The organism is Haemophilus sp. HN_Hi16, assembly GCF_049823435.1.
Lineage (GTDB): Bacteria > Pseudomonadota > Gammaproteobacteria > Enterobacterales > Pasteurellaceae > Haemophilus > Haemophilus influenzae_D.
Map to the genome: position 1 here is coordinate 1,843,648 of NZ_CP187500.1, position 25,620 is coordinate 1,869,267.

Below are 25,620 nucleotides of genomic sequence, written 5' to 3' on the forward strand. Positions count from 1 at the left end.
TCTGAGTGAAAGGTGGATAATAGCGATATTTTCTTTTCAGGGAAGACAATGATGAACACGAAAAAAACAAGCCAAATTTTGCCCGCACTTTTTGCGGTGATTTGTGCCGCATTCGCAGGTTATTTTATTTTAATCGGTTCTGGGATGTTTACAGAACCAACTGTAGATCTTATTCTGCTTGCGACAATAACTATTCTCTTATTAAGCAGCAGTAAAAAATCCTTCTATTTTATTTTGCTACCGCTTGCATTACTACATGCTTTTTATACGCCTACGGGGCTAAATTTTGGCCCTCCAAGCTATCAATATATCGCCTCGCTTTTCGCGACAGATATATTGGAAACGAAGGAATTTCTATTGCAAATTCCAGTGAGTAGTTACTTAATTGCTTTCGCCATTCCTATTTTGATTTTTCTTCAGTACAAAAGTACGGTGAAATTTGGCATAAAATTTTATCGTAATAAAACATTTATTGCCTTGGCGACATTGCTTTTTGCTTACAACATGCCGCTTGCTGAACCGATTAAAGAAACGGTAAGTTCCACATTAAAAATTGTAGATGAAGTGCAAAAACTAAAACAAATCTCTCAATCTGATAGCTGGGGAAAATCAACATTAGAAAATTCACGCTATGATGATTATGTAATTGTACTCGGAGAAAGTGCGCGTAAAGATTACCACCATGCCTACGGCTATCCAATTGAAAACACCCCCTTTATGTCTAACGCTAAAGGCACGTTGATTGATGGTTTTCGTTCAGCAGGAACAAATACCGTCGCCTCACTTCGTTTAATGCTAACCTTTCCTAACAAAGAAAAATGGGAACCCAATTACAGTTTGAGTTTAGTAGATCTCATCAAATCTGCAGGCGTGAAAACTTATTGGCTTTCTAATCAAGGGATGCTCGGCGAATTCGATACGCCCGTTTCATCCCTTGCATCAAAATCTGATGAAACCTTTTTCTTGAAAGAAGGCGGAAGCTTTAATTCGACTAACTTTAGTGACTTTGATTTATTACCCAAATTCGCCCAAGTATTAGAAAATTCTGTTCAAGGAAAACGTTTTATTGTTTTGCATATTTATGGTTCACACCCAATGGCTTGCGATCGTATCGAAGATTATCCAAAAATCTTTGATGATAAAGATCTTAATCCGAAATATGGTTATTTAAATTGCTATGTTTCATCTATTAAGAAAACCGATGAATTTTTAAAACGTGTATATGATCAGCTTGAAGAAAATGCGAAGAAAAATCACCGCACTTTCTCAATGATTTATTTCTCAGATCACGGTTTGTGCCACCAACAAGATGAAAAAAACAATATACTTTTGTTCAATCAAAACTGTTTCAGCCGAGAGCACCATAATATTCCGCTATTCAAAATTTCATCAGATGACACAGAACGCAAAGAATATAAGGTGTTTAAATCAGGTTTAAACTTCTTAGAAGGGATCGCAAATTGGATAGGAATTAAAAATCCTCAATTAACGCAAACAGAAGATTTATTTTCTAACGAATCCGATAAAAATGACTTTGGATTGCAAAAACGAATTGATGAAAAATATCGTAAAGATGACGATCCAGCCATTGATATTCGTCCTAAACACGGAGCATATTGAGTACGTTTTATTTTTAGCTATAAATATCGTATAATCCGACGGATTTTATTTGTTTATTTTTTATAAGGTATCAACGTGTCAGAACAACAACCAAGAGTGATCGAATCAAAAGAAATTATGACTTTATTGCCACATCGCTACCCATTTTTGTTAGTGGATCGCGTATTGGATTTTAAAGAGGGCGAATGGTTAAAAGCAATTAAAAATATTAGCGTCAATGAACCTTGTTTCACAGGTCACTTCCCGGGCGAACCCATTTTACCGGGCGTTTTAATTTTAGAAGCTTTGGCACAAGCAATGGGCATTTTAGCCTTTAAAACTCACGAATTCAAAGGCGGTGAATTATTCTATTTCGCAGGTATTGATGAAGCGCGCTTTAAACGCCCGGTGTTACCTGGAGATCAAATGGAATTAAACGTTCAAGTGATTAAAGAACGCCGTGGTATCACTTCATTTACTGGCGTTGCTACCGTAAATGGCGAAATTGCTTGTGAAGCAAAACTAATGTGTGCTCGTCGTTAATTAAGGGGTAAATATGATCCACCCAAGTGCAAAAATTCATCCAACTGCCCTCGTTGAAGAAGGGGCGGTAATTGGCGAAGACGTTTTTATTGGGCCTTTCTGTATTGTTGAGGGCAGTGTTGAAATCAAAGCTCGCACTGTATTGAAATCTCACGTTGTGGTACGTGGCGATACGGTTATTGGCGAAGATAACGAAATTTATCAATTCGCTAGCATTGGCGAAGTAAACCAAGATTTAAAATACAAAGGCGAGGCTACAAAAACCATTATTGGTAATAGCAACCGAATTCGTGAACACGTGACAATTCATCGTGGCACGATTCAAGGCTGTGGCGTAACCTCTATTGGCAATAACAATTTATTAATGGTTAATGTTCACGTTGCACACGATTGCCAAATTAAAAATAACTGTATTCTGGCAAACAATGCAACGCTTGCAGGTCACGTAGAATTAGATGATTTCGTGATTGTTGGCGGTATGTCAGCGATTCATCAATTTGTGATTGTTGGTGCACACGTTATGTTAGGCGGTGGTTCTATGGTAAGCCAAGATGTACCACCTTATGTTATGGCGCAAGGCAACCACGCCCGTCCATTTGGCGTAAACTTAGAGGGTTTGAAACGTCGTGGTTTTGATAAACCAACCATGCACACAATCCGTAACATTTATAAAATGCTCTATCGTGGCGGTAAAACACTTGAAGAAGTGTTACCAGAAATTGAGCAAATTGCGGAAACCGATTCAGCGATCAGTTTTTTTGTTGAATTTTTCAAACGTTCAACTCGCGGAATTATTCGTTAATAAAACTTCTTCATTTTCAACCGCACTTTGCACACCAAAGTGCGGTTATTTTTTAGGATAAATTTGATGAACAAAACAAATCCAACCATTGCTCTTGTTGCAGGAGAAGTATCTGGTGATATTCTCGGTGCTGGTTTAATTCGCCAGCTCAAAGCACATTATCCTAATGCGCGCTTTATTGGTATTGCAGGCACAAGAATGTTGGCTGAAGGCTGTAAAACGCTCGTCGATATGGAAGAGCTTTCAGTCATGGGATTGGCTGAAATATTAAAACATCTTCCTCGTTTGCTGAAAATTCGTAAAAATGTCATTCAAACTATGTTGCAAGAAAAACCTGATGTTTACATCGGCATTGATGCGCCTGATTTTAATTTGGATGTAGAACTCAAGCTCAAAGCTAACGGAATTAAAACCATTCATTACGTGAGCCCCTCTGTATGGGCATGGCGTCAAAATCGTATCCATAAAATTGCCAAAGCGACCCATCAAGTTCTTGCCTTTTTGCCTTTTGAGAAAGCCTTTTACGATAAATTTAATGTCCCTTGCCGTTTTATTGGACACACAATGGCAGATGCTATTCCGCTCAAACCAAACCGTGCCGAAGCCTGCCAAATGCTACAGATTGATCCCGCACAACGCTATTTAACTATCCTAGTTGGAAGTCGTGGTTCAGAAGTGGAATTTCTGGCTGAGCCTTTCTTAAAAACCGCTTTATTATTAAAAGAACAATTCCCTGATTTACAATTCCTCGTGCCTTTAGTGAACGAAAAACGACGAATTCAATTTGAAGCCATTAAAGCTAAAATTACGCCAAATCTAGACCTGCATTTAATTGATGGCAATGCACGACAAGCAATGATCGCAGCTGATGCAACATTGCTTGCTTCAGGAACAGCAGCACTTGAAGCAATGCTTTGTAAATCCCCCATGGTGGTGGGCTATCGAATGAAACCACTGACCTATTTCTTAGCAAAACGTTTAGTTAAAACCGATTATATTTCTTTACCAAACTTGCTTGCGAATGAAATGCTTGTTCCTGAAATGATTCAAGAAGAATGCACGCCAGAATTGCTTGCTGAAAAGCTATCAGTTTATCTTTCTGATGATGAAAGTGCGGTAAAAAATCGCCATGTTTTAATTCAGCACTTCACGGATTTACACCAAAAAATTCAATGCAATGCCGATAAGCAAGCGGCTCAAGCGGTCATTGATTTATTAGAAGGAAAAGAAAATGTTTGAATATCCACAAGGCTATAAATTGATCGCTGGCGTTGATGAAGTTGGGCGAGGCCCTCTAGTTGGGGCGGTTGTCACTGCTGCCGTCATTTTAGATCCTCATAATCCAATTGAAGGATTAGCTGATTCTAAAAAACTTTCAGAAAAAAAACGTTTAGCCCTTGCTGACGAAATCAAAGAAAAAGCCCTTGCTTGGGCATTAGGTCGAGCTGAAGCTAACGAAATTGACGAGATAAATATTCTGCAAGCCTCCTTATTAGCAATGACTCGAGCGGTAAAATCTTTAAAAATTCAACCGCACTTTGTGTTGGTTGATGGCAATAAGATCCCAAAAGATTTAGCTATTCCAGCGCAAGCCGTCGTAAAAGGCGATAGTATTGTGGCTGAAATCAGTGCAGCCTCTATTTTGGCGAAAGTGGCACGAGACCAAGAAATGGAAGAATTAGACAAGCAATATCCAGAATACGCTTTTGCCAAGCATAAAGGCTATCCGACCAAATTACATTTGGAAAAATTAACTGAACTTGGCGCGTTACCGCAACATCGTCGTAGCTTTGCCCCAGTGAAAAAAGCACTAGAACAGTTTTAGAATGCTAATTTGGTTTAACAAAGGCTGTGTTTTAATACTGTGTTGATGCTTCACTAAAATTTGATACATAAACAAAATTTTTTGACTTCTGTGAGTCAAAGAAAACAGGTTAAGAGAGTAATTAAACCTGTACGGTCGATAAATATACCTAAACACTCTGCTATTCCTTTGTAATAGCACATTAAAATAACTTATGAGGATTGATAACGATGAAGACAGACATTCAAACCGAATTAACCCAAGCCCTGCGATCACACGAAAAAGTATGGGAAAACGAAGAAAAAACCATTTTAGCCAAAAACATTCTGTTGGATTTGGTGGAAAAAACCGACCCGACTATTATCGAGTTGTTATTGGGGAATGATGAGTTAAAACGCCATTTCTTTGTGGAAGTGAATGGTGTTTTGGTGTTTAAATTGCAGGATTTTCGTTTTTTCTTGGACAAACACCGCATCAATAATTCCTACACAAAATACGCCAATCGCATTGGCTTGACGGACGGCAACCGCTTTTTGAAAGACAGTTCGGATATTGTGTTGGATTTTCCGTTTAAAGATTGTGTATTAAATGGCGGACAAAGCACCGAAGAAGGAGAGGAAATTTATTTTAAACGCAATAATAGCCAGCCAGCCAGCCAGCCAGCCAGCCAGCCAGCCAGCCAGCCAGCCAGCCAGCCAGCCAGCCAGCCAGCCAGCCAGCCAGCCAGCCAGCCAGCCAGCCAGCCAGCCAGCCAGCCAGCCAGCCAATTATACACTAAATTAACCCGAAAAAGACAAGAAATCTTTTTTAATCAAACGCTTGCTTTTGATGAAATTGACCGACTTTTTGATGTAAAAGCATTCTCAAAATTCTCTCGCTATACCGCAGACGGCAAACAACCCGTTGGCGAAATCAAACGCCATTCAGACGGCACGCCAGCTGAAAATCTCATTATCAAAGGCAATAATCTGATTGCCCTGCATTCGCTTGCCAAGCAGTTTAAAGGCAAAGTGAAGCTGATTTATATTGACCCGCCGTATAACACGGGCAATGACGGTTTCAAATACAACGATAAATTTAATCATTCCACTTGGCTGACTTTTATGAAAAATCGGCTGGAAATTGCGAAAACATTGCTGGCTGATGATAGCGTGATTTTTGTTCAATGTGATGATAAGGAACAAGCCTATCTTAAAATATTAATGGACGATATTTTTAAACGAGAAAATTTTATTAACACTATAGTTTGGCGAAAAGTAAAAAGTGCCAAAATACAAAGTGGAAATTTACCTAGAGTTAAAGAATATATATTGGTATATAAAAAATCAAAATTATCATTACACAATATCTTTTTACCTAGAAATAATGAAAAAGATAAAAAGTTATATCGATTTCAAGATAAAAACGGCAGAGTATATCGTTTATCTGATTTCACACAAAAAGGTCAAGGAGAAGCTAGATATTTTGGGGAAAATTTAATTGAACCACCTAAAGGGAAGCATTGGATTTGGACACAAGAGAAAATTGATGAAGGAATGAAAAATGACTTAATTGTATTTTCTAAAAATGGAATGCCTAGCGTTAAACGTTTTTTAGATGAGAAAGAAGGTATCCCTTTATCTGATTTATGGGAAGATGATTTTGTACAAATTGTTTCTTCTACTTCATCTGAAAGACAAGATTTTGATGGACAAAAACCAGAAGCACTAATCAAACGAATTATTGAATTAACAACCAATGAATCCGACATCGTCCTAGACTACCATCTTGGCAGTGGCACAACCGCTGCCGTCGCTCACAAAATGAACCGCCAATATATCGGTATTGAACAAATGGATTATATTGAAACGCTTGCCGTTGAACGTTTGAAAAAAGTGATTGAAGGCGAGCAAGGCGGTATTTCCAAAGCCGTGAATTGGCAAGGTGGTGGCGAGTTTGTTTATGCCGAACTTGCTCCATTTAACGAAACAGCAAAACAACAAATTTTGGCGTGCGAAAATTCAAACGACATCAAAACGCTGTTTAATGAATTATGCGAACGCTATTTCTTGAAATACAATGTAAGCGTGAATGAATTTAGTCAAATCATTGAAGAACCTGAATTTCAAACCTTACCACTTGACGAACAAAAACAAATGATGCTTGAAATGTTGGATTTAAATCAAATGTATGTTTCATTATCCGAAATGGACGATGAACAATTTGCAGGTTGCTTAAACGATGACGATAAAGCGTTAAGCCGTGCGTTCTATCAATCAGTAAAAAATCAAGCGGAGAAAAAAGATGGCGAATAATAAAACGTTGTTTGATTGGGTGGAAGACCGCAAATCAATGCTGGAAGAAATGGAACAGACAGATTTTTTCGCACTGCCTGAATTTGTTTCAAATAATTTGAAATATCCGTTTTTTGAATGGCAGAAATCGGCTTTAGAAAACTTTGTAATTTTTGACCGCACTCCAAAATTAAAGGACTTCCCCGATATCAAAAACCGCCCTACCCATTTGCTATTTAATATGGCAACAGGTGCAGGCAAAACGATGATGATGGCGGCATTGATTTTGTATTATTTTGAAAAAGGATATCGGCATTTTCTGTTTTTTGTGAATCAAAACAATATCGTGGATAAAACGGAAAATAATTTTATTGACCCAACGCACGCAAAATTTTTATTTACCGAGAAGATTTTGCAGGGCGATACGGTAATTCCTATTCGCAAAGTGGAAACGTTTAGCCAATATTCAGACGGCATTGAAATTAAATTTACCAGTATTCAAAAACTGTATAACGATATCCACACCGAGCGAGAAAACCAAACCACATTGGCGGATTTGCACAAATTGAACCTTGTGATGCTGGGCGATGAAGCGCACCATTTAAACGCGCAAACCAAAGGCAAAAAACAAGGCGAGTTGGATTTAGAAAAGGAAATGAACGACCGTACCAGCCATGCCGAAATTGAACGCAAAGGCTGGGAGCATATGGTTTTGGAATTGTTGCTCAATAAAAATGGCAATCCTAGCCAAAATGTGCTGTTGGAATTTACCGCCACGCTGCCTGAAAATGCTGACGTGCAACAAAAATACGCGGATAAAATCATCACAAAATTTGGCTTAAAAGAATTTTTGCAAAAAGGTTATACCAAAGAAATCAATTTGGTATCTAGTACGCTGAATAAGAAAGAGCGGGTATTGCATGCTTTATTGTTTGCCTGGTACCGCCATCAAATCGCGTTGAAATATGGCATTGCCAATTTCAAGCCTGTGATGTTGTTTAGAAGTAAGACGATTGATGAATCAAAAGCGGATTATTTGGCATTTTTAAATTGGGTAGAAAATGTGCAAGCGGATGATTTTTCGTTTTTAACGACATTTTCAACAAGCTTAAACGATAGCGATAACGCCAACGAACAAGGCAAAACCCGCACCGAACAAGCCCTAAAATTTATGCAGGAAAATGGCTTTGAGTTTGCACATTTGGCAAATTGGGTGAAACAAAATTATCAAAAACATAATGTGATTATTACCAACTCCGAGACCAACAAAACCAAAACTGAAAAAACCGACAGCGAAACCGAAAAATTGCTAAACAATCTGGAAGCGGCTGATAATCCGATCCGTGCCATTTTTACGGTGGATAGATTAACCGAAGGTTGGGATGTTCTGAATTTATTTGATATTGTGCGTTTGTATGAAGGGCAAAACGGTGGCGGTTCAAATAAAAAATCGGGTAAAACGGCTGCCGCTACCGTATCGGAAAAACAGTTGATTGGTCGTGGCGTGCGTTATTTTCCATTTTCGTTTGAAGATAAACAGCCGAATAAACGCAAATTTGACAATGACATGCAACACGAATTGCGTATTTTGGAAGAATTGTTTTATTACACGCACGATGAGCAATCTCGCTATATTACAGAACTGAAAAACGAGTTGCGAAAAGACGGTTATTTGCCTGAAAAAGACGATGATAAGGTGTTGGCAACATTTAAACTCAAATCTGAATTTGCCGATAATAAGGATTTTAGAGAGTTGTTAATTTGGGCGAATAAAAAAATCCCCAATCCCAATGCCAAAAGCAATAATGCAGACAGCCTGCAAGCCAATCCGCAAACACTTTCATTCCAAATTCACGGCAATCAATTGTTGCAGGAAATGCAATTTACAGCGGATGAAAATGATGAAACAGCCCGACAAATCGGCACACAAAATAATTTTACTCAAACCATAAAAATGAGTGAAATGGAGCGGCATATTTTCAATAAAGCATTACATATCAAAGGGAAAAATAGTCAATCTTTATTCCATTTTGACCGCCTGCAAAGCAAACTCAATATTCAAAATCGCAATGAATTGCAAAATAACTTGTTGAAAGACTGGCAGATTGAATTTTTGGGATTAGAGCAAGATAAACAGGTTCGCCCGGATGATAAACTTGCAGGCTGCCTGAAAATCTTGGAAATGGTTGAAAAACATCTGAATGAAAGTGATATACCGTTTATCGGTACAAAAGAATTTACACCTAAAAAATTGTGGGAAATTTTCGGCACGCCAAAACAAAAATGGGTCAAAAAAGATGATATAAAAACTGCTATTGCCATGCAAAATGATTGGTATGTGATGGATAATTTTGCTGGAACAAGTTTGGAAGAAGCGTTAATTCAATTTATTTCAGAGCGTTTGGGCGATTTGAAATCTAAATATGACGTTCATTTAATCCGCAATGAAGAAGTGTTTAAATTGAATAACTTTGCCGATGGTGAAGGATTTATGCCGGACTTTGTTTTATTGCTGAAAGATAAACAAAAATCTTCTTCCAATGGTGTGAACGACTTTTTGCATTACCAAATTTTCATTGAACCCAAAGGCGAACATTTAGTGGAAACTGATAGGTGGAAAGAAGCTTTTTTAAAATCAATCACAGTAGAATATGGGAAGGATAAGATCCTGCAAAAAGATACACCGCATTATCGTTTGATCGGTTTGCCGTTTTTTACTGATCATCAGAAAAATGGACAATTTACGGAGTTATTCCCTTTAGGAGAGACATAGCTTGAAAAATAGAGTGGTGTATTATTAAAACACAGCCTTAACAAAACAAGGGAGCATTAAAAAATGCTCCCTTTCTCTTAATCAACTTAACTTTATGGAATGATGAGTAATTAAGCTTTCTGTACGCTATATGCTTCTAATGCACGTAAAGAATAAGTATAAGCTGCACCTGCATTTAATGCGATAGCTGTTGCTAATGCAGCAGCAACTTCAGCTTCACTTGCACCAGCTTTTACTGCTTCTTCTGCGTGTACGCTAATGCAGCTTTCACAACGCGTTGTTACAGCAACGGCTAATGCGATAAGTTCGCGAGTTTTAGCGTCAAGCACATTGCCCTCTTCCGCGGCTGAGTCTAATGCTTGGTAAGCTTGTAACATTTTAGGGTGTTGTTTACCCAATGCGCCAAATGATTTTTTAACGTGAGATGTGTGTTCTTTCCAATCTGCAAACATAATGTTCTCCTAAATATATTGAATTAATAACCAACTGGTGTGGCAAATTATAGGCGGATTAGATTATGATACTTGCTTATTTATCTCAATTTTTATCGCTAACATCTCATTATGGACTATTTAGATAAACTTACCCATTTAGCACAAGTGCGTGGAGAAATTAATATTCGCTGTGAATTTCAAGGCGAATGGCAAATATCTCATCAAGAAAAGGATGCAGGAAAAGGCATATTCCATCTTATTGAACAAGGCGAGTGCCAGCTTACACTAAATGAAAAACAATTTCATTTAAAAGAGGGAGATATTTTTTTTCTTCCTCAAAATCAACCGCACTTTATGCATTATTCAGTAAATAAAAGGGCAGATATTCCTACAAAAAAAAGTCATCAAGGATTATTTGAGTTACATCAGATTGGACGAGGTACACCAGATTTAAAAATGTTCTGCGGTAATTTTTATTATCAACAAGATGCACTTCTTACGGCATCAATGCCTGAATATTTACATATAAATTTATGCGACACGCCCATTCATCCTTTAGTGCAGCTTTTTTTGCAAGAAGCACAAAAAAATGATGCGGGTACGAAATCGGTCGTTGATGCACTTTCAAATGTACTTTTAATTTATATTTTACGCCACGCTATTCAACAAAATTTAATTGAACAAGGTATCTTATTTGCCTTACAAGATAAGCGATTAAATACTGCACTGATAGCAATATTACAACAACCTCAAAATGATTGGCATATTGAACAATTAGCTGAACTTGCAACAATGTCTCGTGCAAACTTTATTCGTATCTTTCAACAACATATTGGTATGTCGCCGGGACGTTTTCTCACGAAAGTGCGGTTACAATCTGCGGCGTTTTTATTAAAACAATCACAACAATCTGTGCTTGCCATTGCTTTAGAAGTGGGGTATCAATCAGAAGCGCATTTTTGTAAAGTTTTTAAAAATTATTACCAACTTTCGCCAAGCCAATACAGAAAATCTGTCAGCCTATAAATTGATGCGTTTTTGTGCTATAATAATATGCACTTCTAAAAGGCAACCTGCGTTGCCTTTTCTTTTTAAGGAAAAGATATGTTTAACAAAATTTTTTCGTGGTTTGAAAACCGTTTAAATCCCTATCCAGAAAGCAATCCAACAACACCTAAAAAAGGTTTGTTCCGTTTTATTTGGTCTAGTATTGCAGGAATGAAAGGATGGATTCTTTTGCTCGCAATTTTAACCGTCGGTACAGGTGTAATGGAAGCAGTATTATTCCAATTTATGGGGACGCTTGTAGATTGGTTAGGCACATTTACACCTGAAAGATTATGGCAAGAAAAAGGTCATTTATTAATTGGAATGGCTGCTCTATTACTCATTAGTATTGTGTGGGGATTTTTAGCTTCCACCGTGCATTTACAAACCTTACAAGGCGTATTTCCAATGCGATTACGTTGGAATTTCCATCGTTTAATGCTTGGACAAAGTTTAAGTTTTTATCAAGACGAATTTGCAGGTAGAGTATCCGCAAAAGTGATGCAAACTGCCCTTGCAGTACGTGACACAGTACTTACTCTTGCAGATATGTTCGTTTATGTATTGGTATATTTTATTACCTCTGGCGTAGTTCTAGTGGCATTAGATTCTTGGTTCTTATTACCATTCATTACTTGGATTATACTCTTCGGTTTGATCCTACGAACCCTCATTCCTAAACTATCAAAAACTGCACAACGACAAGCTGATGCTCGTTCTTTAATGACGGGACGTATTACAGATGCTTATTCCAATATTGCTACAGTAAAATTATTTTCTCACGGCTCGCGTGAAGCCACTTATGCCAAGCGTTCGATGCAAGATTTTATGGTAACAGTACACGCTCAAATGCGTTTAGCAACATCACTAGATACGCTCACTTACGCTACAAATATTCTACTTACATTAAGCACCGCAATACTTGGCATTATTTTATGGAAAAATGGTCAAGTTGGTGTGGGGGCAATAGCAACGGCAACTGCAATGGCATTACGCGTAAACGGGCTTTCTCGTTGGATTATGTGGGAATCAGCCCGATTATTTGAGAATATCGGCACCGTAAACGACGGAATGAATACTTTAACTAAACCTCACACCATTGTAGATAAACCACAAGCATCGCCGTTACAAGTGAAACAAGGGGAAATTAAGTTTAACGATATTACCTTTGCTTATGATCCAACAAAACCATTACTCAATCATTTCAATCTCACTATCAAACCAGGGGAAAAGGTTGGGTTAATCGGGCGTTCTGGTGCAGGAAAATCTACGATTGTGAACTTATTGCTGCGTTTCTATGAAGCACAACAAGGCGAAATTACCATTGATGGACAAAATGTACTCAATGTGCAACAAGAAAGCTTACGTCGCCAAATCGGTTTAGTCACTCAAGACACTTCGTTGCTGCATCGTTCTGTACGTGAAAATATTATTTATGGTCGCCCGAATGCTACTGATGAAGAAATGGTTTTAGCTGCTGAACGAGCGGAAGCCGCTGATTTCATCCCATTTCTCAGTGATGCTCAAGGTAGAAAAGGCTATGATGCCCATGTGGGAGAACGCGGGGTAAAACTTTCTGGTGGTCAGCGTCAGCGTATTGCTATTGCTCGTGTCATGTTAAAAGATGCGCCAATTCTATTGTTAGATGAAGCCACAAGTGCATTGGATTCAGAAGTTGAAGTGGCAATACAAGAAAGTCTCGATAAGATGATGGAAAATAAAACTGTGATTGCCATTGCCCATCGTTTATCCACCATCGCAGCGATGGATCGCCTGATTGTGCTTGATAAAGGACAAATTGTCGAACAAGGTACGCACGCCGAATTACTAGAGCTCAATGGTCTGTACGCTAAACTTTGGAATCATCAAAGTGGCGGATTTTTAAGCGAAAGTGCTGAATAATATTGCGTTTATCATATTTAATTAATTGCACTGTAATCAAACTAATTAAAAAATTAGTCTAATTTAATAGCTAAAGAAAAGTGCGGTCAAAATTGACCGCACTTTTTTTGCTAGATATTTAGCGTTTAATTCACGACTTCAGCAGTATATTTCAGCTTGTGAATCGCATCGAATAATTGTTGGTTTGTAACTTTGGGATCCTCCACAACTGTCACTAAACCATCTTTAATAGATGCTTTTGTTGAAATAACGCCATCAATATTACGCAATTCTTTATTAACCAAATAAGCGCAAAGCTGGCAATTCATTTCTTTTACTTTTAGCACAATTTGTTTGGTTTCATTCGCATGGGCGAAAGAAATGGCAAACAGCGAAAGCAAAAGTGCGGTACATAATTTCTTCATTTTTATTCCTAATTCGCTAATTCTAAAATCCAAGGCAAAATTGTTGGATAGGTTAAGAAAAAAATCATCACGATAAATACAATCCAATAAAGTACGACAAGTTTTTTACGGGAAATATATTTGCTACAAATGATTTTTTTGGAAAACATCAACAGCCAAAATCCATAGGCAAAGGCGCATAATGAAATTATGAGCATGGGAATACGCAAATAATCATATTCGCCCAAGCCAATAAGCCTGAGTTGATTAATGAGTTTGCGGATTTGTTGGATGGGTTTGGGGAGTTGTTGAATAAGGAATTTAAGGCGTGATAGTTACCGTGGGTAGGTATACCCACGGCTAATTATAGTCATAGTCCCCTTTGGGGAACGCTAACCTACCCCATCGGGGTGCATTATGCGTAAACCAGGGTATACCTACCCTGGGTAAACAGCGGAGATATATGAAAAATAAAGAATTATTAGCAGAATTAAAAGCCTATTCGGACAGCTTGCGACAAAAAGTCGAGGCAAAGTTTGAGGGGTGGGACGATTCTCTTGCTGCCATTAGTGAGCGACGCAAAAAGGTGCTAGATCCTGTTTCGGGCTATGACTTTTTTGTGTCGAATTACTTTCCGCATTATGTGCGTTCTCGCTCTCGTTCGCAGTTGCATAACTATCTTTTTGAGCAGTTGCCACAAGTATTACAACAGCTATCATCAGTGCATTTAGCCATTGCTGCACCACGTGGTGAAGCTAAATCGACCTTGGTGTCCCAACTCTTTACGCTTTACTGTCTTGTGACACAGAAAAAACGCTATGCGTTGATTGTGATGGATAGTATCGACCAAGCCTATCCAATGTTGGAAGCCATTAAAGTAGAGTTGGAATTTAACCAACGTTTGCGCATTGATTTCCCTGAAATGGCAGGACAAGGGCGTGTGTGGCAAGCGGCAACCATTATCACAAAAGCCAATCAAAAAGTGCAAGTGGCGGGTTCCGGCAAGAAATTGCGTGGTTTACGCCATGGGGCGTATCGTCCTGATTTGGTGGTACTGGATGATATTGAAAATGACGAACAAGTGCGTAGTCCTGAACAGCGTGACAAATTGCACGATTGGTTGAAGAAAACCGTCCTTACGTTAGGGGCGGCTGGGGATAAGTTAGACGTGGTATATATCGGCACTATCCTACATTACGACAGAGTATTGAATCGCACTTTGAGCTCTAAAGCATGGAAGACAGCCAAGTTTAAAGCCTTAATTCGTCAGCCTGATGATATGAGCCTGTGGGATAAGTGGGAGGACTTCTACTTAAACGAAGGCGAAGCGGTGGCTGATGCTTTCTATACGCAAAATCAAGCGGCAATGGATAAAGGTGCGGTAGTAAGCTGGGCTGCTCGTCCTATCTTAACCTTGATGAAGATTCGCGCTCGTGATGGGCATGCCACCTTTGATTCTGAATATCAAAATGACCCGTTAAGCAGTGATGACGCGATTTTTGCCAATGCTATTAAATACTGGACGGAATTGCCGTCTGATTTGATTTATTTTGGCGCGGTTGACCCGTCATTGGGTAAAGCCGGTGCAAGCCGTGACCCATCGGCGATTTTAGTGGGCGGTTATCAGCGTGCCACAGGTAAATTGTATGTGGTCGAAGCGCAAGTGAAAAAACGTTTGCCTGATTTAATTATTGAAGATGTGATCCGTTTCCAACAGCAATACAAGTGCCACCGTTGGTTTGTTGAAACCGTGCAATTTCAGGAATTTTTAAAAGACGAACTGGTTAAGCGCTCGGCACAACGTGGCGCACCTGTACCGGCAACCGCAATTAAGCCAAACACAGACAAAATGCTTCGAATTGAATCCTTGCAACCGCACATGGTGAACGGTTTGATTTTGTTACACAGCACACAAGCGACCTTGATTGCGCAACTGCGTCACTTTCCGAAAGCTGACCACGATGACGGCCCGGATGCGCTTGAAATGTTGTGGAAGAACTCCATCACCAACGCCGCCCCGATTGAGTGGATAGGTTTAAACGATGAAAACTTGGGGCATGATGATTTTGAAGCGGAAGATGATTTATATAGCATTTGGCGAGGATAAAACATGAAAATTTGGGAAAAAATTAAAACATTGGTGGGCTCAAAAACCGAACCAATCCAAACCGATGAAGCAATGGTAACAGCTAATGGGCGCATTTTATCCGACCACCCGAGCAACCGCATTACCCCGTCAAAACTGAAAAGCATTTTAGAGGATGCGGAAAACGGCGATATTACGGCACAGCACGAGTTATTCATGGATATTGAAGAACAAGACAGTGCCATCGGTGCGAATATTCAGACGCGCAAACGGGCGATTTTGACGCTGGATTGGCGCATTGCTGAACCACGCAATGCGACACCGGCAGAAGAAAAGCTCCAAACCGAAATTGATGAGTTGTTTTACCAATATCCGAACCTTGAAAACCTGCTTATGGATATGATGGATGCAGTCGGACATGGTTTTTCTGCCCTTGAAATTGAGTGGAAATTGGAAAATGGTAAGTATATTCCGCATAACTTTATCCCACGCCCACAGTCTTGGTTTAAGTTAGATAAAAATGACAATTTATTGTTAAAAACGCCAACTAATCCCATGGGCGAGCCATTAAGACAGTTCGGCTGGGTGGTGCATTCGCATAAGTCCCGTTCCGTTCAACTGGCGCGCATGGGGTTATTCCGTACACTGGCGTGGCTTTATATGTTTAAGCATTATTCCGTGCGAGATTTTGCCGAGTTTTTGGAACTTTACGGCATGCCGATTCGCATTGGTAAATATGGCGCCGGTGCAACAAACGAGGAAAAACGCACGCTATTACGTGCCCTTGCACAAATCGGACATAACGCCGCTGGGATTATGCCCGATTCGATGAAAATCGAATTGCATAATGCCGCAAACACCGGCGCGGGGTCGGCAAATAACCCGTTCTTGCAAATGGTGGACTGGTGCGAAAAATCTATTGCCCGTTTGATTTTGGGGCAAACGCTCACATCAGGCGCGGATGGTAAAAGCTCCACCAATGCATTGGGCAATGTGCATAATGAAGTGCGTCGTGATTTGTTGGTGTCTGACGCTAAACAAGTGGCGCAGACCATCACACAGCAAATCATCCTGCCTTATTTGCAGATTAACGTTGACCCAAACATTGCTTTGCACCGCGTACCCTATTTTGAGTTTGACACCAAGAAATACGACGATTTAAGCACCTTTGCCGATGCCATCCCGAAACTAGTGGGCATTGGCGTGCAAATCCCCGAAAAATGGACGCGCGATAAGCTCGGTATTCCGGAAGCGCAAGACGGTGAAGTGGTTTTAAAAGCTGTTCAAAGCGATTTTAATCCCGATTTAAAAACACCGGGGAAATCTACCGCACTTTCAGCGCATGTGGTGGGGTGCCAGTGTGCGGGGTGTTTGGGTAAAGGCGCGCGCGTGGCGTTGTCTGCCGGCAATAATGGGGAGACAGAGCAGGATTTGTTGGATAACAGTTTAAACGAGGCGTTAAATGTGATTAACTTTAACCGCCAATTAGACCCTGTGGTGCGTCAATTAGCCGTTGTATTAACCGCATGTAATACCTATGAGGAAGCAAGTGATAAATTAGCTGAAATTTACCCGGATTTAGATAACGCAGAACATCAACGTTATTTGACACAAGCCGTCTTTTTGTCCGAATTGTTGGGAGTCAGCAATGCCAAGCGTTAATTTCGTTTTGGAGCTAGAACCGAAAAAAGCCATTGAGTTTTTAAGGGATAAAAAGGCCATATTAGGGCATTTTGACGAAGATGCCTTAATGGATAGCGCCCGAGCAAAAGCAACGCGTATCGCCAATTTATCCAGCCTTGAGATGAGTAAAGACATCTACCAGTCTTTAGTTGATGCACAGGCACAAGGCTTACCTTTTAGCGAGTGGAAAAAAGGAATTTTTGAACATTTTAAGAAAAAAGGATGGATTGCCGGGTATGACAAAGAATATTTGCTTGCAGATCCGAAAACCGGTGAATATTTTGGCTCACCACGCCGATTAGAGACGATTTATCGCACCAACATGCAATCTGCTTATTCTTCTCAGCGCTATGCCGAAATGAGAGATAACGCAGATAACCGACCTTATTGGCAATATTCGGCAGTAAATGATGATCGTACCCGCCCAAGTCATTCAGCTATGCACGGTTTGGTTTATCGCTATGATGATCCGTTTTGGGCAACATTTTACCCGCCAAACGGATTTAACTGCCGATGTTCGGTTATCGCATTAGCCGAGCGAGACATTAAACGCCGCAATCTGGTCGTTGGGGATAGCGCAGATCGTTTGATTGATTACGACCGCAAAATCAATTCCACCACAACGGAAAAAACGACCGCATTTAAATTGTCAGATGATAAATGGATTACTACGGATAGAGGCTTTGATTACAATGTCGGACGAACCGTATATAAACCTAATTTAGCACTTTATCCTGAATCATTGGCACATCAATTTGCTAAACGTGAAATGGGCGGCGAGGGCTTTAAATTTGATTTTAAACAGTTCGAAAAAGAATTCTCGCCTTATGTTGATGATTATAAAAAGCTAAAAGGCAAAAATGAGCGTGAGGCATTTTTAAACCCGATTCGAGAACGGTTTAAAATGGACTATAAATTTATTGCCGGTGTGTTAAACGAAGATACCAAGCAGCAAATTAAAACTGATTTATCTACAGTTTGGCTTTCTGACGACTCGTTAATTAAGCAAATTGCAAATCGTTACGGACAAGATTTTGATTTTGATGACTATGCACGGTTGCCAGACGTGTTATATAGCCCTGACAAAATAGAACAAGACGGTAAAAATACGTTTAAATTTTACAAAGAAGTGGATTCACGGCGATTGATAGCTGTCATTAAAGTGCTTAATGGTAGCAATGAGATTTACTTGACATCGCAACACTTAGCAAGTGATCGACAATGGCGAAAAGCGTTTAAATAGATATGTCGCCCGGTGGGACTCGAACACCCCCACACATCAATCCCTGCTCCAATAGCATTCGTTCGCAGTTTTCGAGATTCACTGCTACGGGCGACTAGAGGCACTATAACATGATAGACGTAAAAATCAACAACGAAAAAGAACTTATCCACGCATTATCACAATTGGCGCAACATGTGAAATATAATGTGCCGCTTATGCGTACGATAGCAGGTACAATGCAATCTTCAGTTGACCAAAACTTTGAAGCCGGTGGTCGTCCTGCTTGGCTTGGTGTGAAAAGTCGCCCTGACGGAAAACCATTGATTGATAGCGGTGCATTAAGAAATAGCATCCATTCGAGTTGGGATAACAACGAAGCGCAGGTTGGGACAAACCTAAAATATGCGGCTATCCATCAATTCGGCGGAAAAACCAGCCCGCATAAAATCAAACCGGTCACTAAAAAAGCCTTGGTATTCGGAGGAATTGTCAGAAAATCAGTAGATCATCCCGGAAGTGATATTCCTGCCCGTCCATTCTTGGTTTTAACCCCACAGGACGAGGATGATATTTTAGAGGACGTGCAAGCCTATTTTCGGAGTGTAGTTAAATAAAATATAAAACCGCCCTAAATCGCGCGTATTTGCATTTTTATGATTGTAGGGGTGATTTATTGAATTAAATTTTTTAAAACGATTTAAAAGGATTTAAAAAGGTTTTAAAAATAGTTTAAGATTAAATGCAACATCCAATTTCATTTTTTCAAAAATTCTAACCTAGAGGGGAGTGAGGAAGTCGCTCCCCTCTTTTCATTTTTTCCTGTCCGTTATTCTGTTATCCGCTATTAAAGAACGAGGATAACAAACGATGCACATTAAGCCGATTGCGTTAAGTTTCGCGCTTAACAAAAAAACAAATGGGCGTATTCAGTTGTTCCCCTTTGGTCGTTTTTATTCGCAAGATGGACGCACCGAAGGTGCAGGAGGCTGGTATGTAGATGACACTAACGGCTACACTTTGGCTGAAGACATTAATCAGCTAAAGATTAAGCTCATGATCGACTACGAACATCAAACCCTATTTATTGAGAAAAACGGCAAACCTAACCCTGCCGCAGGTTGGATGGAAACGGTGGAGTATATTTCTGGTGAAGGCATTTTTGTCGATGTAGATTGGACAAAAAAAGCCCATCAACAAATTCGAGATGGAGAATATCGTTACATTTCTCCTCTGTTTTTGGCTGAGCCGGACGGCAAGGTAACGAAAGTGCTGAATGCTGCATTAACCAATCGCCCTGCTTGTCATGACTTGGCGGAAGCTGTCGCCTTTTCATCCCAATTTAATCAACATCAACACAAAAAGGACAATCCCATGCTGGAGTTATTACGCCAATTATTCGGCACGCCGGATGCGACCGAATACGAAATGAAACAAAAACTGACCGCACTTTCTGCGGCTAAGGGCGACAGCCCGGTGGCACTCAGTGATGTGTACGGTAAGTTAAAAGAAAAAGACGGTGAAGTCGTCGCTTTAACTGCGAAAGTCGGCGCAGAGCCTGACCCGAGCAAATATGTGCCGTTATCGTCAATGAAAGATGTGCAAGACAAACTAAACGCGTTAAGCGCGCAAGTGCATGGCGATAAAGTCAATGACTTGATTCAAACCGCATTATCTGACGGGCGTTTATTGCCATCACAAAAAGAATGGGCGGAAAAATTAGGTAAATCCGATATTACGGCCCTTTCTGATTATTTAACTGTTGCAACGCCAAATCAAGCTTTAGCTGGCGGTCATCAAGCAAAAGAAGACCCAAATAAAGACAAACAGGTTGCATTAAGTGCAGCAGAACAAGCGGCGGCTCGTGCGTTGGGTATGACCGAAGCCGAATTTATCAAAGAGCACAAGGAGCAAAAATAATGTTTAAGAAATCCGAAGTTTTAAAAGCGATTGAAACCCAGTTTAAAAAAGACTTTGCTGCCGGTTTAGGTTTGATTAAACCGCAGTGGGATTTAATTGCGATGAAAGTGTCATCCAATACCAAAGTGAACACCTACGGCTTTTTAGGTCAATTCCCGAAAATGGTGGAATGGGTAAACAAACGTCAGCGTAAAGTAATGCAAGCCCAAGGCACCAGCATTGAAAACAAACTGTATGAAAGTACTGTGGGCATTGCGCGCACTGACATTGAAGATGACCAAGTGGGCTTATTCCGTCCGATGGTGCAGCAAGCGGCACAAAGTGCGGCTGAATTGCCTGATGATTTGGTATTTGGCTTGTTAAAAGCCGGTAAAACGACTTTGTGTTATGACGGCCAAAATTACTTTGACACCGACCACCCTGTTTTTGACAACGTGGACGGCACAGGCTCAAGCAAAGAGCAAAGTAATATCACCACCGGAACGAAAACAGAAGCACCAATGTTTTATATTTTCGACACCACCAATGCGATTAAACCGTTAATTTGGCAAGAACGCACTGCGCCAGAAATTGAAACGAAATTTGCCCCTTCCAAGTCTGACACCGTATTTAACGAAGATATTTACGAATGGGGTGTGCGTGCTCGTGGTGCAGCTGGTTTTGGTTTCTGGCAGTTAGCGCACTGTGTGGAGAAAACTGAACTTACTGCGGAAAACATAATGGATGTCATTGCCAAAATGCAATCCTTAAAAGGTGACGGTGGCAAGTTATTGAACATTCGCCCAAATGTGATTTTAGTGCCACCTGCACTTGAATTCAAAGCACGTCAAATCTGTGAAGGTGAATTAATTAACGGCACGACTAATATCTTAAAAGGTCGTTTGAAAGTGATTGTGTCTCCACAAATCATTGCGGAATAACCATCAATAAGGGCGAGCAATCGCCCTTTAGGAGCAAAAATGGCAAAGAAACAGCAAAACAAGACAGACGATGAAGTGAAAACCGATTCTGCGGAAAACACCACAGAAACCGACCGCACTTTAGACGAGTTGGATGACACGCCCAAAGGTAGTGATGTGATTCATCCTATTGCCTATGCGGTGACGTTACGTGCAATTCATCCGCAAGCCTCTTATGGTCGCTGTGGTTATCGTTTTAACAAAGAAAGTGCGGTGGAAATTCCAGTTGAAAACTTGACGGGTGAGCAAGTCATTATGCTTGCTGAAGATCCCTGGTTAGAACTTATTCCCATCTGCGATAAATAAGGATGAGTGATGCATTACGCCAGTGCAGAAGATTTTGTGTTACGCGTAGGGGAAGTGCAAGCCATTGAACTGACCGACCGTGATTTGACTGGGCAAGTTAATGACAATTTGCTTGATGTTGCATTATCTGATAGCTCAAGCCAAATTGATGGTTATTTGGCAGCACGTTATACCCTCCCTCTTGTGAGTGTGCCACAAAACTTGGTGCGACTTTGTTGTGATTTGGCACGTTATCGTTTAGCGAGTATGTCTCGTGTGACGATTCCAGAAGAAATTATTACACGCTATAAATTAAGTTTAAAAGAACTTGAGGATATCAGTGTGGGTAAGATTTCACTGGGGTTGCCGCCTACAGAGAATAATGATGCCAACGAACACGACAATGGTGTGATTTTTACTAATCCGAAAAACAGGATTTTTGCGCGTGATCACTCAAATTGAAAATGCCCTTGTAGAACGCCTACAGCGTGGCTTAGGGCGTTTAGTCAATACCGTTAAAAGCTACGGTGGCGAGCTCGATGATGAAAGTCTTGGAACATCACGTTTGCCGATGTGTTTAGTCACTTTTGGGGGCGCACGTATCGAACGTATGGGCACCAATTTGAAACGACATCAATCCACAGCAAACTTTGTCATTATCGTGGCAGTAAATAGCTTGCGTAGCAATATTGCTGCACGACAAGGTGGAGCGGATAAACGAGAGGTGGGCGTTAATCAGTTGATTACAGCCGTACGCCGTTTGTTAGATGCGCAAACCTTAGGGCAATTAGTCAAGCCATTGAAACCGACCAGGGTGCGTACGCTCTTTAATAATGCCACTTTTAAAGGCGGTGCGATAACGGCTTATGCGATTGAGTATGACGCAATCTATGACGATTTAAGCCCGTTAGAAGATGGACGTTATCCTGAAATGACACAGGATAGCAAAAATCCTGATTATTTGTTTACGCATTATCATGGTGAGCTATCGCCACCAGAGCCGATGTTAGAACGTATTGGTAACAACATTTATGACCCAATAAGCGGTGCCAAAGTGCCGTTTGAGGTGGAAACACAAAATGAAAGTGAAAGCAGCAATAGGCATTAAGGTGCCGATGGAACATCAGCCTTATACCTATATTGAACAAGTACCGGTAGAGGTAGAGCCATCGATTTATTATCAACGTCGTATTAATGATGGCGATTTGATTGTGATCACAGAAACACGTTCTCGTAAAGAAAAGGAGAAAGACAATGGCTGAAATGAATATTGATTTTGATAATATCCCGACGAGTCTTCGTAAACCGGGTGTTTATACAGAATACAACTCACGCAATGCAGTGAGTACTTTGCCAACAAATGAGCAAAACGTCTTAATTGTGGCACCAATGTTAAATGCAACAAAAGCATTTAGCGCACCGACACCGATTTATTCGGATGTAGATGCAAAAAATACATTTGGTGCTGGGTCTTGGACTCACTTAATGGCGCGTATTGCTATCCAAAATAATACCATGATCCGTTTAACGGTGATTGGTTTAAAAGAGAGTGATTCAGGTGTGGCGGCAACTGGCACCATTACGCTAACAGGCACAGCAAGCAATGCAGGGGTGCTTAAAGTTATCATTGGTGGTCTTGATTATGCGGTGGCAATCGCTAAATCGGAAACCGCCGCCAACATTGCCGCCCGTTTAAATGCAGTGATTAATGCGGGGGAATATTGTCCTGTCAGTGCAACAGTCAATGAAGGTACTGTTACGCTTACTGCGAAATGTAAAGGCGAAATTGGCAATGAGATTAGTGTCAATGCCACATTAAGCGTAAATGATATGGCAGTGAATGTTTCTGCCCTTGCAAATGGTGCCGAAAATGCCGATTTAGTAGCGGCATTAGCATCTGTAGCTGGTCAGCATTATCACGTGATTATCTCCCCTTTTGCGGATGATAAAAATGCGAAAGCCTTGCGCGAACATTTAGAGTCGGTAGCAAGTCCTGTTGAGAAAAAACCAGGTGTTGGCGTATTAGGTTTTAATGGTACGTTGGCAAGCGGTACCACTTATACCGAGAAAATTAATGCTAACCGTATTACAGTGGGTTGGTATAAAGGGGCGGTGGAATCTAATGCCTTAATCGCTGCGGGATATGGGGCGGTTATTGCAGGCGAAGAAGACCCAGCTAAACCGTTAAATACACTTGAGATTAAAGGTTTAACCCCTGTTGATGCCACTCAAACACCGTTAAAAACCGAAGTCAATCAGGCGTTATTCCACGGTTTAACCCCTATTACAGTGGTAAATAATCGTGTGCAAATTATGCGTGCAATTACGACTTATACCAAGTCACCTGCGAATGTAGATGATCCTGCGTGGTTAGACTTAACCACAATTCGCACACTTGATTATACGCGTAAAGCCATTGAACAGCGTATTGAGTTACGTTTCCCTCGTGCGAAATTATCTAATCGCACCCCACCAAAAGTGCGGTCGGAAATCCTTGATGTGCTCTATCGTTTAGAGCAACAAGAGATTTTAGAAAATGTGGATGCGAACAAGGGTAAATTGCTTGTTGTTCGCAATGGCAAAGATCCAAATCGTTTAGATACGGCAATCCCAGCCGATGTGGTAAATGGCTTGCACGTTGTCGCTAACCGAATTGATTTAATTTTATAGGGGGCGTAAATGGAAAAATATGCTGGAACGGCGGTGTTAGAAGTAAATGGCGTTGAATTTGAAATTACCGATTTAAATGTGACAAAACAAACTGGGCGTAAATTAGTCAAAACCATGAACTCTGAAGGTCGAGCACGTGGCTTTGCTAAAGGCATTACGACCTGGGAGCTGTCAGTGACTGCTGCTCTGCCGATTGATGGTTCAGAGATCGATTGGGCTGGTATCAGTGATGCAAAAATTACGGTATATCCGCTTAATCAAGAAGATAAGCGCACGTCCTATCTTGGCTGCTTTACTACGCAAGTAGGCGAGAAATACACGGTGGATAACGAAGCCGTTATTGATATCCAGATGAATGCGCTTAAAGAGGTAAAAGAATAATGCGTTTACTTCTTGGTATCTCTTATGAAGACAAGCGTTATTTTGACTTTGACGTGCGATTACTAACCTTGGGTGGCGAATGTGCTGCCCTTGAGAAAGTCGCCGAGCTTGGTTTAGATGAGAAAGAAAACCTCACGAAAGCGGAGCAAATGCTCGTGGACTTGGCTTATTTATCTGAACAGCTTGATATTATCGGTATTGCGCAAGATAAGCTCACGCCACAGTTTTTACTGGATAACCTTGCCACGGATGATTATGTGCTGATTACCCAAGCTATCGCAGAACTACGAAAAAAGCACATCGACGCTGGGGAAAACCCGAGCAAAGCCGAAACCGAATAAAACAACATTACGTTGTGTTTGATGCCGAGAAGAATTACCGAAGTGCGGTTATTTTATTGGCTAAATTTGGGTTTACTGCTGAAGAAGTACGAGCAATGTGTCATGCTGAAGTTGCTGCGTGGGTGGCAAGTTGGCAATATTCGCAAGGTATTAAAACTCAGTCAGAAAAAGGCAACACGGTGCATTACAACCTTATGCGTCGTAAAACTAAGGGGGCGTAAGCCCCTTTTTTTGTGGATTTAAAATGAGTTTAAAGAGGGTTTAAAAATGGCTGAGTTGAATTTAGCACTGACGCTAAAAGCACGAGACCAAGCAAGCCGAGTTTTTCAGCGGGCACAATCGCAGATTAAGCAAAGCACAAAAGCAATGGCAAGTGCACGCGAAACGTTGGGCGTGCGAAGTGAACATAAAATCCAACAATAAATTAATCATACCATTGCCGCTTATAACCGATTAAAACGTAGTGGCACAGCCACTAGTCGCGAATTAGCGCGTGCGGCTGAAGCGACGCTC

Annotated in this window: 26 protein-coding genes and 1 pseudogene; 24 read left to right on the top strand and 3 right to left on the bottom strand. The window is 40.6% G+C overall.

Going from position 1 to position 25,620, the window contains the following annotated elements:
• Nucleotides 1-51 precede the first annotated feature (51 nt).
• The 7 genes from ACPT9C_RS09150 (at nt 52) to ACPT9C_RS09180 (ending at nt 9,794) form a co-directional block, all read left to right on the top strand.
• Entirely contained in the window at nt 52-1,620 is a 1,569-nt protein-coding gene (locus ACPT9C_RS09150; RefSeq protein WP_118879859.1) for a phosphoethanolamine transferase, read from the top strand.
• Between the two features lie 117 nt (nt 1,621-1,737).
• Entirely contained in the window at nt 1,738-2,142 is a 405-nt protein-coding gene (gene fabZ, locus ACPT9C_RS09155; protein ID WP_050838232.1) for a 3-hydroxyacyl-ACP dehydratase FabZ, read from the top strand.
• Nucleotides 2,143-2,155: 13 nt separating this feature from the next.
• On the top strand, nt 2,156-2,944 hold the full coding sequence (lpxA, locus tag ACPT9C_RS09160; protein ID WP_050948595.1) for an acyl-ACP--UDP-N-acetylglucosamine O-acyltransferase: 789 nt from the start codon (nt 2,156-2,158) through the stop codon (nt 2,942-2,944).
• A gap of 66 nt (nt 2,945-3,010) precedes the next feature.
• Nucleotides 3,011-4,183, top strand: a complete 1,173-nt coding sequence (gene lpxB / locus ACPT9C_RS09165) for a lipid-A-disaccharide synthase (RefSeq protein WP_118879851.1) — start codon at nt 3,011-3,013, stop codon at nt 4,181-4,183.
• A complete protein-coding gene (gene rnhB / locus ACPT9C_RS09170; RefSeq protein WP_118879852.1) occupies nt 4,176-4,769 on the top strand; it encodes a ribonuclease HII in 594 nt (197 codons plus the stop codon). Before lpxB ends, rnhB begins: the two co-directional genes overlap by 8 nt.
• 209 nt (nt 4,770-4,978) lie before the next feature.
• A complete protein-coding gene (locus ACPT9C_RS09175; protein WP_425627466.1) occupies nt 4,979-7,042 on the top strand; it encodes a DNA methyltransferase in 2,064 nt (687 codons plus the stop codon).
• The gene (locus ACPT9C_RS09180; RefSeq protein WP_118879853.1) at nt 7,032-9,794 is read left to right on the top strand and encodes a DEAD/DEAH box helicase family protein; all 2,763 of its coding nucleotides are present in this window, start codon (nt 7,032-7,034) and stop codon (nt 9,792-9,794) included. Before ACPT9C_RS09175 ends, ACPT9C_RS09180 begins: the two co-directional genes overlap by 11 nt.
• A gap of 110 nt (nt 9,795-9,904) precedes the next feature.
• Here the strand turns inward: ACPT9C_RS09180 and ACPT9C_RS09185 are convergent, their stop codons facing one another.
• Nucleotides 9,905-10,246: a carboxymuconolactone decarboxylase family protein gene (locus ACPT9C_RS09185; RefSeq protein WP_005659324.1), complete on the bottom strand. Its 342-nt coding sequence runs from the start codon at nt 10,244-10,246 to the stop codon at nt 9,905-9,907.
• A 111-nt stretch (nt 10,247-10,357) separates the two neighbouring features.
• Here ACPT9C_RS09185 and ACPT9C_RS09190 point away from each other — a divergent pair, with 111 nt between their 5' ends.
• Complete coding sequence (locus ACPT9C_RS09190) at nt 10,358-11,254, top strand: cupin domain-containing protein (RefSeq protein WP_005659322.1); 897 nt, start codon at nt 10,358-10,360, stop codon at nt 11,252-11,254.
• 78 nt (nt 11,255-11,332) lie between these two features.
• Nucleotides 11,333-13,177, top strand: coding sequence for an ABC transporter ATP-binding protein (locus ACPT9C_RS09195; RefSeq protein WP_005659320.1), 1,845 nt, complete (start codon nt 11,333-11,335; stop codon nt 13,175-13,177).
• A gap of 125 nt (nt 13,178-13,302) precedes the next feature.
• Here the strand turns inward: ACPT9C_RS09195 and ACPT9C_RS09200 are convergent, their stop codons facing one another.
• Nucleotides 13,303-13,581 (bottom strand): heavy-metal-associated domain-containing protein, encoded by a 279-nt coding sequence (locus tag ACPT9C_RS09200; RefSeq protein WP_005651690.1) that lies wholly within the window; start codon nt 13,579-13,581, stop codon nt 13,303-13,305.
• 8 nt (nt 13,582-13,589) lie between these two features.
• Nucleotides 13,590-13,817: pseudogene (locus ACPT9C_RS09205) on the bottom strand (hypothetical protein); the annotation flags it as partial.
• A 206-nt stretch (nt 13,818-14,023) separates the two neighbouring features.
• Here ACPT9C_RS09205 and terL point away from each other — a divergent pair.
• The 15 genes from terL (at nt 14,024) to ACPT9C_RS09280 (ending at nt 25,530) form a co-directional block, all read left to right on the top strand.
• Nucleotides 14,024-15,667 (top strand): phage terminase large subunit, encoded by a 1,644-nt coding sequence (terL, locus tag ACPT9C_RS09210; protein WP_118879854.1) that lies wholly within the window; start codon nt 14,024-14,026, stop codon nt 15,665-15,667.
• Nucleotides 15,668-15,670: 3 nt separating this feature from the next.
• Entirely contained in the window at nt 15,671-17,308 is a 1,638-nt protein-coding gene (locus ACPT9C_RS09215) for a DUF935 domain-containing protein (protein ID WP_111689166.1), read from the top strand.
• Nucleotides 17,295-18,572 (top strand): phage minor head protein, encoded by a 1,278-nt coding sequence (locus tag ACPT9C_RS09220; RefSeq protein ID WP_111689167.1) that lies wholly within the window; start codon nt 17,295-17,297, stop codon nt 18,570-18,572. Before ACPT9C_RS09215 ends, ACPT9C_RS09220 begins: the two co-directional genes overlap by 14 nt.
• Before the next feature lie 110 nt (nt 18,573-18,682).
• Nucleotides 18,683-19,168, top strand: a complete 486-nt coding sequence (locus ACPT9C_RS09225; protein WP_111689168.1) for a phage virion morphogenesis protein — start codon at nt 18,683-18,685, stop codon at nt 19,166-19,168.
• A gap of 253 nt (nt 19,169-19,421) precedes the next feature.
• The gene (locus ACPT9C_RS09230; RefSeq protein WP_050948602.1) at nt 19,422-20,471 is read left to right on the top strand and encodes a phage protease; all 1,050 of its coding nucleotides are present in this window, start codon (nt 19,422-19,424) and stop codon (nt 20,469-20,471) included.
• Nucleotides 20,471-21,391: a Mu-like prophage major head subunit gpT family protein gene (locus tag ACPT9C_RS09235; protein ID WP_050948603.1), complete on the top strand. Its 921-nt coding sequence runs from the start codon at nt 20,471-20,473 to the stop codon at nt 21,389-21,391. The genes ACPT9C_RS09230 and ACPT9C_RS09235 overlap by 1 nt, the downstream gene beginning before the upstream one ends.
• A 39-nt stretch (nt 21,392-21,430) precedes the next feature.
• Nucleotides 21,431-21,736 carry a hypothetical protein gene (locus ACPT9C_RS09240; protein WP_050948604.1) on the top strand — a complete coding sequence of 102 codons (306 nt, stop codon included), beginning with the start codon at nt 21,431-21,433 and terminating at the stop codon, nt 21,734-21,736.
• A gap of 9 nt (nt 21,737-21,745) precedes the next feature.
• Complete coding sequence (locus ACPT9C_RS09245) at nt 21,746-22,177, top strand: gp436 family protein (protein ID WP_111689169.1); 432 nt, start codon at nt 21,746-21,748, stop codon at nt 22,175-22,177.
• The gene (locus ACPT9C_RS09250) at nt 22,161-22,823 is read left to right on the top strand and encodes a DUF1834 family protein (RefSeq protein WP_118879783.1); all 663 of its coding nucleotides are present in this window, start codon (nt 22,161-22,163) and stop codon (nt 22,821-22,823) included. Before ACPT9C_RS09245 ends, ACPT9C_RS09250 begins: the two co-directional genes overlap by 17 nt.
• The gene (locus ACPT9C_RS09255; protein ID WP_005688541.1) at nt 22,795-22,977 is read left to right on the top strand and encodes a DUF2635 domain-containing protein; all 183 of its coding nucleotides are present in this window, start codon (nt 22,795-22,797) and stop codon (nt 22,975-22,977) included. The genes ACPT9C_RS09250 and ACPT9C_RS09255 overlap by 29 nt, the downstream gene beginning before the upstream one ends.
• Nucleotides 22,970-24,385 (top strand): phage tail sheath subtilisin-like domain-containing protein, encoded by a 1,416-nt coding sequence (locus ACPT9C_RS09260; protein ID WP_050948605.1) that lies wholly within the window; start codon nt 22,970-22,972, stop codon nt 24,383-24,385. Before ACPT9C_RS09255 ends, ACPT9C_RS09260 begins: the two co-directional genes overlap by 8 nt.
• A gap of 9 nt (nt 24,386-24,394) precedes the next feature.
• A complete protein-coding gene (locus ACPT9C_RS09265) occupies nt 24,395-24,766 on the top strand; it encodes a hypothetical protein (RefSeq protein ID WP_050948606.1) in 372 nt (123 codons plus the stop codon).
• Nucleotides 24,766-25,107: a hypothetical protein gene (locus ACPT9C_RS09270; protein ID WP_021034874.1), complete on the top strand. Its 342-nt coding sequence runs from the start codon at nt 24,766-24,768 to the stop codon at nt 25,105-25,107. The genes ACPT9C_RS09265 and ACPT9C_RS09270 overlap by 1 nt, the downstream gene beginning before the upstream one ends.
• Nucleotides 25,108-25,163: 56 nt before the next feature.
• On the top strand, nt 25,164-25,328 hold the full coding sequence (locus ACPT9C_RS09275) for a hypothetical protein (RefSeq protein WP_218834128.1): 165 nt from the start codon (nt 25,164-25,166) through the stop codon (nt 25,326-25,328).
• Between the two features lie 46 nt (nt 25,329-25,374).
• A complete protein-coding gene (locus ACPT9C_RS09280; protein WP_230304884.1) occupies nt 25,375-25,530 on the top strand; it encodes a hypothetical protein in 156 nt (51 codons plus the stop codon).
• The last annotated feature ends 90 nt before the right edge of the window (nt 25,531-25,620 follow it).

Bases quoted from the DNA above. Each gene is read 5' to 3' on its own strand.
- ACPT9C_RS09150 (WP_118879859.1), top strand. From the start codon at position 52: ATGAACACGAAAAAAACAAGCCAAATTTTGCCCGCACTTTTTGCGGTG.
- ACPT9C_RS09265 (WP_050948606.1), top strand. From the start codon at position 24,395: ATGGAAAAATATGCTGGAACGGCGGTGTTAGAAGTAAATGGCGTTGAA.
- ACPT9C_RS09215 (WP_111689166.1), top strand. From the start codon at position 15,671: ATGAAAATTTGGGAAAAAATTAAAACATTGGTGGGCTCAAAAACCGAA.
- ACPT9C_RS09190 (WP_005659322.1), top strand. From the start codon at position 10,358: ATGGACTATTTAGATAAACTTACCCATTTAGCACAAGTGCGTGGAGAA.
- ACPT9C_RS09220 (WP_111689167.1), top strand. From the start codon at position 17,295: ATGCCAAGCGTTAATTTCGTTTTGGAGCTAGAACCGAAAAAAGCCATT.
- ACPT9C_RS09260 (WP_050948605.1), top strand. From the start codon at position 22,970: ATGGCTGAAATGAATATTGATTTTGATAATATCCCGACGAGTCTTCGT.
- ACPT9C_RS09230 (WP_050948602.1), top strand. From the start codon at position 19,422: ATGCACATTAAGCCGATTGCGTTAAGTTTCGCGCTTAACAAAAAAACA.
- lpxB (WP_118879851.1), top strand. From the start codon at position 3,011: ATGAACAAAACAAATCCAACCATTGCTCTTGTTGCAGGAGAAGTATCT.
- terL (WP_118879854.1), top strand. From the start codon at position 14,024: ATGAAAAATAAAGAATTATTAGCAGAATTAAAAGCCTATTCGGACAGC.
- ACPT9C_RS09185 (WP_005659324.1), bottom strand. From the start codon at position 10,246: ATGTTTGCAGATTGGAAAGAACACACATCTCACGTTAAAAAATCATTT.
- rnhB (WP_118879852.1), top strand. From the start codon at position 4,176: ATGTTTGAATATCCACAAGGCTATAAATTGATCGCTGGCGTTGATGAA.
- ACPT9C_RS09175 (WP_425627466.1), top strand. From the start codon at position 4,979: ATGAAGACAGACATTCAAACCGAATTAACCCAAGCCCTGCGATCACAC.
- lpxA (WP_050948595.1), top strand. From the start codon at position 2,156: ATGATCCACCCAAGTGCAAAAATTCATCCAACTGCCCTCGTTGAAGAA.
- ACPT9C_RS09200 (WP_005651690.1), bottom strand. From the start codon at position 13,581: ATGAAGAAATTATGTACCGCACTTTTGCTTTCGCTGTTTGCCATTTCT.
- ACPT9C_RS09180 (WP_118879853.1), top strand. From the start codon at position 7,032: ATGGCGAATAATAAAACGTTGTTTGATTGGGTGGAAGACCGCAAATCA.
- ACPT9C_RS09240 (WP_050948604.1), top strand. From the start codon at position 21,431: ATGGCAAAGAAACAGCAAAACAAGACAGACGATGAAGTGAAAACCGAT.
- ACPT9C_RS09270 (WP_021034874.1), top strand. From the start codon at position 24,766: ATGCGTTTACTTCTTGGTATCTCTTATGAAGACAAGCGTTATTTTGAC.
- ACPT9C_RS09245 (WP_111689169.1), top strand. From the start codon at position 21,746: ATGCATTACGCCAGTGCAGAAGATTTTGTGTTACGCGTAGGGGAAGTG.
- ACPT9C_RS09255 (WP_005688541.1), top strand. From the start codon at position 22,795: ATGAAAGTGAAAGCAGCAATAGGCATTAAGGTGCCGATGGAACATCAG.
- ACPT9C_RS09235 (WP_050948603.1), top strand. From the start codon at position 20,471: ATGTTTAAGAAATCCGAAGTTTTAAAAGCGATTGAAACCCAGTTTAAA.
- fabZ (WP_050838232.1), top strand. From the start codon at position 1,738: ATGACTTTATTGCCACATCGCTACCCATTTTTGTTAGTGGATCGCGTA.
- ACPT9C_RS09195 (WP_005659320.1), top strand. From the start codon at position 11,333: ATGTTTAACAAAATTTTTTCGTGGTTTGAAAACCGTTTAAATCCCTAT.
- ACPT9C_RS09225 (WP_111689168.1), top strand. From the start codon at position 18,683: ATGATAGACGTAAAAATCAACAACGAAAAAGAACTTATCCACGCATTA.
- ACPT9C_RS09280 (WP_230304884.1), top strand. From the start codon at position 25,375: ATGGCTGAGTTGAATTTAGCACTGACGCTAAAAGCACGAGACCAAGCA.